Genomic DNA, 7535 nt, shown 5'->3' with positions numbered 1-7535 from the left:
AAGAAAATATCTCCTTGGAAGAATCCTTGGAGATTTTTGGTATTTGGAATCGCTACGAACTTCGCTTTTCAGACCAGAAAGCACAAGGAGCTATCGAGGAATACATCAACGGTGTTGACCTTGGGGAAATCGCCCGTGGGGTTATCAATCATGAAATGCAAGTCTATGATGGAATCAATCAATTTGGAGCCTATAAACCTGACCAAAAATGGCAACGACTTTTTGGTGGGGTAGAGCCCTTGAAACTCTCAACCAGTCCCCAACCCTACTCTATTGAACGAACCATCCGCTGGTTAACCTTTCAAGTAGCAAACTCCCTTGCCCTAGTTTCAGAAGCAGATCGAATCATGCAGACTGAATACATGAAGATGATTCAAAACAGTGGAGAAATTACTGAAAGAGGGGAGGCAATGTTAAAACTTCTCAAAACCAATCAAATCTACCACTCATAGAAAGGAAACACAAATGGAATATAAAGTACATATCAACTCACTAGAGAACTTTAAAGCATGGTCAGGTGCTGTAACAACCCTAAATACTGTCCGTGAACGTGGAGGATTGGATACCCTCACTACTATTTGTGAGGACATCTTCTCTGGTGATATCCCAACCGAAACACAGATTAATGATTGGCTCTGGTTTGATTCTGATTTCATTTACCAAGCTTTGGGTTATCAGGATCTAATTGAGGCATAAGTCATGCTCAAGAAAATCTATCAAGCAGATTTCTTTCTCCTGCCCGACAAAGAATTTTGGCACTTCTACATTCTCCTAAGAAAAGGAGAGGATTTCTACTATGAATGTGCTGGAAGATGCTCCGAAAATGAACCAAATTCTAAAGGTCTCTATAGCTACGAACATGCTTGCTTCACCCTAGAAGGACAAGTTCTTTCCCTCAATCAAAAGATGCGTCCCTCACTTATTGCTTACATCCAACAAACCATCAAGCAAAATCAAGAACAATTTAGAAAGGAAATCGAAATGGCAACAAAACAAACTTCATCCGACAAGTAGAACAAGTTGTTAATGAATTAGGCGAATGTCTCAAAAAGAAAGATTATAAAGAATCTTGGACAAAAGCAGGTGAATTAAATGGCTTGCTGAAAAAAGAGGAAGCAAAGACTTTAGCTCCCCAATTACTGGAACAACTTCAATATGAGCTAAAAGGCTATTACTTTATCAATTCAGAAATGGAAAAACTTAATAAACGATTCTATGCAAAAGGAACCAAACTTATTGAGTTAGCCCAAGTGTAACAGGAGGAACTATGGACAATTTAAAATCCTATCTCTTAAAGGTGAGGCAATTTCTAGAACAATTTAAAAAGGTTGAACAGAAAAAGAAACCTCCAAAACTTAAAACCCTCACCAAAAAACAAGTTAATCTTGCCGTAGTTGGCGGAACTTGCAGCCTTCTCTTGATTGGGCTCATAGGCTCTATTCGAGCTATCACTTTATCAAATCAAGTTTCAAGTCTAAAAACAAGTATTGAAAACTATGAAAAGGAAAAATCAGACACCCCTTCAACTACTAGGCAATATGACTACCGCCTACAATACTATCTAAATGATTTTGTTTATGCTTACTTTACCCTTTCACAAGATAATAATAAGCAAACCAAACAAATTAATCATCTGAATTCCTTTTATGGTACCCTTCCTGACACCAAGTCACAAGGGCAAGTCCGAAACCCTAGCGAGGTGATTTATTCGCAACTCGTCACTGTAACAGATAAAGTGGCAACCTACCGTGTCAAATACAAGGAATGGATCAAAAAGGACAACAATACCGAGAAAAAGGAAATCACAACAGGATTTAATATTCCTTTTGAGGAAGTCAATGGTAAATATCGTATCGCAGGTCTGCCTTGGTTTTCAAGTCTTGACTCCTCACAAGCAACTCCATCTTCAAAAGATGAGCAATTGACCTTATCAGCAACTGATCGTCTATCGGAGGATGAACACAAGAAAGTAGACAAGTTTTTAACTGTTTTTTTCACCAACTACACTACAAATCAAGACAACCTGAATTTGATTGCTAAAGATGTTTCTGTAGTCGCAAATACTACCTTTAAAAGTATTGACTACACCTATCTAAAAGAAGATGGGGAAAAGCTTATCGCAATTGTTCAAGTTACTTTTGAAATAGGGGCTTCAACTCATTCAGAGAATTTCACTCTCACGCTTACTCAAAATAACGGGACTTACTTTGTAGATGAGTTAGCCCACACTATCCCTCTTAACTACGCAAAACAAGAAAAATAAAGGAGAACAACATGAACACAGAAAATTTACGAGCCTTCCTACAAGGAGATGCTGTTTGGGTACTAGGAGCAATTGCCGTACTACTTGCAGTTAAAGCTTGGCGCAACAGCTCCTGGATCCAACTTTTTTCAGTAGTTTGTTTTTATGCTGTCATTGTCTCACTCACAAAAGGACAAGACATTCTAAAAGCATTTGGTTGGTTCCTTCGTCTCTTTGGGATTGAAACAGGACTCTAACTATGAAAGATGAAAAGCTGTATGATTACGCCAAGGGGCTTAACGCCCCTTATTGGATTCAAGAGATAAAAACTAAAAAGGGCACTCGCATTTGGTACTTTGCTACACCCATGCAACTGTCCTTTTTTATAGTCTTTATCTTCATCTTTGTTACCATGCTACTCTTTGGTGGTTTTATTCTTGTACCTCTAGCCAAAGCCACTCACTCTATTTCGTTAATTCTCTACTGGTTTATTCCTTATAAGCTAGCAAAGTTTTATACAGAATATGAACCACATGGAAAGAAAATGCATCTCTTTCTAGCAGATTACCTTATCTACTGTTGGGATTTTAAGCTTAACAAAAAAGCAATCTACCACGAAGATCGTATTGAACCGGTTGAAGAAATCGTCTTTGAAAAAACAAACCTTTAGAAAGGAGGAACTATGTCTCTAACACTAACTTATCCCATCCTAGAAACTCATGACAATCTTGTCTTGAAACGGGATCGGTCAGTAATGGCTTACTACCGTATTCCGAATACCCCAATCACTATCACGGATGATGAACGAAAAAATAAGCACAAATTAACGGTTGCACAAATGATGAAGAAACTTCAAAAAAACCAATATTTTGAGGTTTCCCTCATTCCCAAGGACTATCTGTTAGAGGAAAAATTAAAGGACTTTTCAGAAGCGCTAGCGGATGATAGTAAAGAGCTTGGTGAAGAACTCCTCCTCTATACCGTTGACCATTTAACAAATGAAATGGAAATCCCCTATCAATTTGATTGGGTGATTGGAGTCAACCTAAGAAAACAAAATCATGGGCAAACAATCAAAGAATTAGCCCTTGAAAGCCTAACTGATTTTTCCGAAAAGATCGCTCAGGGTTTTGGCTATGAATATGAACTCGCCGAAAACTGGTTTGAGGACTACCGTGCAGATGAGTTTACCATTTACCAAGTCCTTGCTCCCTTACGAGCAAAAGCCTTATCGGATGAGGAATTGTTCTACTACCAACGGATGCAATATCTCCGCTATATTCCCCACTACAAAAAGGAAGTCCTCGCCAATCGTTCCCAATTTAACATCACGGATACTCTAATTAAAGTCACCAAGGGGGGCTTTTTAAAACTAGAAAGTCCTTATGGATCATCCTTTGTAACCATTCTTCCTGTTGGAAAATTCCCCATTCAGTTTAACGGCTTTCATCTAGGAGAATTTGTCCAACGGCTTAACTTTCCTGTCGAATTACGTATTAAGGCAGAATTTATTGATAACAATAAAATCAAAGGAAAAATGGGACGTTCCAATACCCGTTATCGCAATATTATGGAAGAGGCAGAAAATACGGATACCGTCCAACAAGATGAAATCATCATGGGGTCGCTTTCTCTAAAAGATTTGATGAAGAAGGTAGGAAATAAGGAAAATATCATCGAATATGGAGCTTATCTTATTGTCTCTGCTTCCAGTATTGGACAACTACGACAACGTAGACAAGTAGTTCTCAATTACTTTGATGATATGGGTGTTGAAATTAGTGAAGCTAGCCAAGATGCACCCTACCTTTTTCAAGCCCTCCTCTATGGTCAGCATCTTCAAAAGAAAACGAGAACTTGGACTCATATGGTAACTCCTCGTGGTTTCTCAGAACTGATGCCCTTTACCAATAGCTCTTCAGGAAATCGGATTGGCTGGTATATTGGACGAGTAGACAACTGGACAGGGCGTTGGGATTCGATTGAAAAAGCTATCGAATCCTCCAAAAACATTGTTCTATATAATGCCACTGTCGGAAACAAAGAAGATATCGCTGGTAAAATCACTAAGAATCCACACATCATCATCACAGGTGCTACAGGACAAGGAAAATCCTTTTTGGCTCAGATTATTTTCTTGAGCGTTGCCCTGCAAAATGTCAAAACCCTCTACATTGACCCGAAACGAGAACTCAGAAATCACTACCAACAAGTGATTAACTCGCCTGAATTTGCAAAACTCTATCCTGAACGTAAGAAACAGATTGAGGCATTTAACTTTGTCACTCTTGATAGTTCGCTACCTTCTAACCATGGCGTTTTGGATCCTATCGTCGTTCTTGAGAAAGAACAGGCAGTCGAAGTCGCAAAAAATATGTTGGAATTTCTCCTGCAAGCCGTAGATGATGTTACCATGGATCAAAAGACAGCCATTACAGAGGCTATAAATATCATTGCAGAGAAAAGAGAACGAGGTCAAGCTGTTGGATTTAAACAGGTCTTAGAACGCTTGAAAATGGACGAGAAGGACGACATTGCTTCTGTTGGACGCTATCTAACTTCCATTGTAAATAATTCCATCTTGGAACTTGCCTTTTCAGATGGAACTACTCAAGGACTCAACTATGATTCCCGAGTCACCATTCTAGAAGTTAACAACCTTAAGCTCCCTAAGGATAATTCCACAAAGATTTCAGACCACGAAAGAAATTCTATTGCTCTTATGTTTGCGCTTGGTGCCTTTTGTACCCACTTTGGAGAGCGCAATGAAAATGAGGATACCATCGAATTTTTTGATGAAGCATGGATTCTGATGAAATCCGCAGAAGGAAAAGCCGTTATAAAAAACATGAGACGTATTGGGCGTTCAAAAAACAACACTCTTGCACTCATTACTCAGTCTGTGCATGATGCTGAAAATGATGATGACACGACGGGCTTTGGAACCATATTCGCTTTTTACGAAAAATCAGAAAGAGAGGATATTCTTCGTCACGTCAACCTAGAAGTCAATGAACAAAACCTAGAATGGATTGATAACATGATTTCAGGGCAATGCCTCTACTATGATGTCTATGGCAACCTGAACATGATTTCTGTTCACAATCTTTTTGAAGATATTGATATGCTACTAAAACCAATGAAAGCAACAGTTTCTTCGAGTCTTGAAAATAAATATGCTAGTTAGGAGGTGAAACCATGCAAGAAGCTTTTGAGAAATTAAAAGGCGTTGATATTTTCTCGCTCAAGTCCTATATGGAGCCAACTGGGTTCGGTTCCTTTAACGGTGCATGGGTAATGATTAATGAAATCTTCGTCAATTTTTTCTTTTTCCTACTCAATGCCATTGTTGGTTTCTTCTCTCTTCTTATTCGTATTTTAGAACAAGTGGATCTCTACTCCGCTTACAAAAACTATGTCTTTAACGGTGCAAGTTCTATCTGGGAGGGATTCACGTCTTCAACCACTAACGGAGTTGGAAAAGATTCCCTCATTTCAATGTCCCTACTTATTCTTGGGATTTATCTATTTTACCAATACTTTTTTTCCAAAGGGAGTTTCTCAAGAACTGTGCTTCATGTCTGTTTAGTGATTCTCTTAGGATTTGGCTACTTTGGAACAATCGCTGGAACTTCAGGTGGACTTTATCTGCTTAATACCATCCACAATGTTTCAAAAGATGTCTCCTCAAAAATTTCCAAAATCGAAGTCAACTATGATAAAAATAAGTCTATCAAAATTGGAGATTCAATGGCTGATAGCTATATTGCTGAAACTTCTTATAAAGCCTATATCTTTGTGAACACTGGTCAAGAAAACGGCAAATACAAGAATAGTCAGGATGGAAAAGAAGAGGAATTTGATAATAGTAAAGTATTAGGTACTTCTGATTCAAACGGAAACTTTACAGCAGTTAAAGCTAAAGAGCGCTCTGACTATCTGGATAAAATCGGAAATGGTGCTAATGAGGATGGTGAAAAGAACCGCTGGGTTTCTGCGATGCCTGACTTCATCTTCATTCGTATGTTTTATATCATCTTTAAAATTGTAGAAGCCATTGTTTTAGCTATCCCAGTTATATTGATTCAAATTCTAAATATCCTCGCTCAAGTTCTAGTTCTTATGATGATTTTATTATTCCCAATTGCTCTTCTTGTTTCCTTTATTCCTCGGATGCAGGATTTGATTTTTGGAGTTCTTAAAGTCATGTTCTCGGGCTTAGCTTTTCCAGCGATTACTAGCCTCTTAACACTATTCATCTTTTACATTGAACAATTAGTTGAAAACTTGGTAACGTCTGGCTTTGATGGTGTTTTGAAGAATCTTCCTTCTCTCATGCTTTTTGGACTCGTCTTTAAACTCTTGGTTTCTGTTGCTTCTAAAGCTATGATCTTTTTCCTCCTTTGGAAATACAAGGCAGAAATTATTCAGTTTATTCTTGGTTCTAAAGCTCGTATGGTAGCAAATGATATCGGAAATAAGGTCACGCAAACGGTTAGCCAAACAAAGGAATTAGCTTCACAAGTACCAATTAGGGCACTTTCATCTGCTCAAGGATTAGGAAATTTTGTCCTTTCTAGCGCTGGATATGGGGCTGGTGCGGTCATGAATGCAAGGAGCCAATTCCAACAAGTTGGATCATTCTTTGCTAGCAAGCAACCAGATGAGGAGGAACTTTTACCATCCATAGAAACAGAGCAAGTACCAGAAGATGGGGCTAAATTATATCCTAGGATTCAGCATGGCACGAAGCAACAAGAAGCAAAACCTTCATCTAACTTTGAACCAGTTTTGCAACCAAACAATGAAAAAGTCAACCCAGAAGAAGAATTTGAAACTCTCAAGGAAGAATGGATTTCTCCTATCAAGCAATACCGTATCAATCGTATAGAGGCAAAACTAGAAGATTACAAAGATCCTCAATCCATGTTTAAAGCGCAAGGTTCAAATGCCTTTACCCGTGCATACAGAAAAACTATGACAAGGGATGATAAAATCAAGGCTAATATTGAACGCAGAAACAGACTAACCGATAGACTAAATCAATTAAGAGGAGAAGCAAATGAACACAAAAATTCGTTCTAGAACAGCATTCCCAAGAGTTCTAGAAGATACGCTCTATCAAGCCTATCAAGAAGGAAAACGCTCAGTCGATTTCCTTCTTTTATTTCCAGTAAAGGATACTGAAAGAGAAATGATTATCTCCCAAGTAAAAGCCCATGCAATTGTCTTAGATGCCAAATGGCGCTTTGGAACAGTACTCTTTACTGCCTATATTCGCAATTGAAAACAG

At 38.4% G+C, this 7535-nt stretch carries 8 protein-coding genes and 1 pseudogene; all 9 read left to right on the top strand.

Annotated elements, in window-relative coordinates:
- Positions 1-452, top strand: a 452-nt coding sequence (locus HMPREF2887_RS03070) for a replication initiation factor domain-containing protein (RefSeq protein WP_148131481.1), incomplete at its 5' end; no start/stop codon positions are given.
- A gap of 13 nt (positions 453-465) precedes the next feature.
- A complete protein-coding gene (locus HMPREF2887_RS03065; protein WP_084740450.1) occupies positions 466-696 on the top strand; it encodes a hypothetical protein in 231 nt (76 codons plus the stop codon).
- Between the two features lie 3 nt (positions 697-699).
- Positions 700-1256: pseudogene (locus tag HMPREF2887_RS10635) on the top strand (conjugal transfer protein).
- Between the two features lie 11 nt (positions 1257-1267).
- Positions 1268-2263: a conjugal transfer protein gene (locus HMPREF2887_RS03055; protein WP_084740448.1), complete on the top strand. Its 996-nt coding sequence runs from the start codon at positions 1268-1270 to the stop codon at positions 2261-2263.
- Between the two features lie 11 nt (positions 2264-2274).
- On the top strand, positions 2275-2499 hold the full coding sequence (locus tag HMPREF2887_RS03050) for a TcpD family membrane protein (RefSeq protein ID WP_001091060.1): 225 nt from the start codon (positions 2275-2277) through the stop codon (positions 2497-2499).
- Between the two features lie 2 nt (positions 2500-2501).
- Entirely contained in the window at positions 2502-2912 is a 411-nt protein-coding gene (locus HMPREF2887_RS03045; RefSeq protein ID WP_084740445.1) for a conjugal transfer protein, read from the top strand.
- Positions 2913-2924: 12 nt separating this feature from the next.
- On the top strand, positions 2925-5429 hold the full coding sequence (locus HMPREF2887_RS03040; RefSeq protein ID WP_084740441.1) for an ATP-binding protein: 2505 nt from the start codon (positions 2925-2927) through the stop codon (positions 5427-5429).
- 11 nt (positions 5430-5440) lie between these two features.
- Positions 5441-7327 carry a conjugal transfer protein gene (locus tag HMPREF2887_RS03035; RefSeq protein WP_084740438.1) on the top strand — a complete coding sequence of 629 codons (1887 nt, stop codon included), beginning with the start codon at positions 5441-5443 and terminating at the stop codon, positions 7325-7327.
- Positions 7305-7529 (top strand): hypothetical protein, encoded by a 225-nt coding sequence (locus HMPREF2887_RS03030; protein ID WP_084740432.1) that lies wholly within the window; start codon positions 7305-7307, stop codon positions 7527-7529. Before HMPREF2887_RS03035 ends, HMPREF2887_RS03030 begins: the two co-directional genes overlap by 23 nt.
- Positions 7530-7535 lie beyond the last annotated feature (6 nt).

The organism is Streptococcus sp. HMSC071H03 (assembly GCF_001813035.1).
GTDB classification, from domain to species: Bacteria; Bacillota; Bacilli; order Lactobacillales; family Streptococcaceae; genus Streptococcus; species Streptococcus anginosus.
The sequence above is the reverse complement of the archived record's forward strand: the minus strand, read 5'-3'. Positions and strand labels throughout refer to the sequence as shown.

What these genes read in the sequence shown, in the direction of transcription:
- HMPREF2887_RS03065 (WP_084740450.1), top strand. Translation starts at nt 466, where the DNA reads ATGGAATATAAAGTACATATCAACTCACTAGAGAACTTTAAAGCATGG.
- HMPREF2887_RS03050 (WP_001091060.1), top strand. Translation starts at nt 2,275, where the DNA reads ATGAACACAGAAAATTTACGAGCCTTCCTACAAGGAGATGCTGTTTGG.
- HMPREF2887_RS03055 (WP_084740448.1), top strand. Translation starts at nt 1,268, where the DNA reads ATGGACAATTTAAAATCCTATCTCTTAAAGGTGAGGCAATTTCTAGAA.
- HMPREF2887_RS03030 (WP_084740432.1), top strand. Translation starts at nt 7,305, where the DNA reads ATGAACACAAAAATTCGTTCTAGAACAGCATTCCCAAGAGTTCTAGAA.
- HMPREF2887_RS03040 (WP_084740441.1), top strand. Translation starts at nt 2,925, where the DNA reads ATGTCTCTAACACTAACTTATCCCATCCTAGAAACTCATGACAATCTT.
- HMPREF2887_RS03045 (WP_084740445.1), top strand. Translation starts at nt 2,502, where the DNA reads ATGAAAGATGAAAAGCTGTATGATTACGCCAAGGGGCTTAACGCCCCT.
- HMPREF2887_RS03035 (WP_084740438.1), top strand. Translation starts at nt 5,441, where the DNA reads ATGCAAGAAGCTTTTGAGAAATTAAAAGGCGTTGATATTTTCTCGCTC.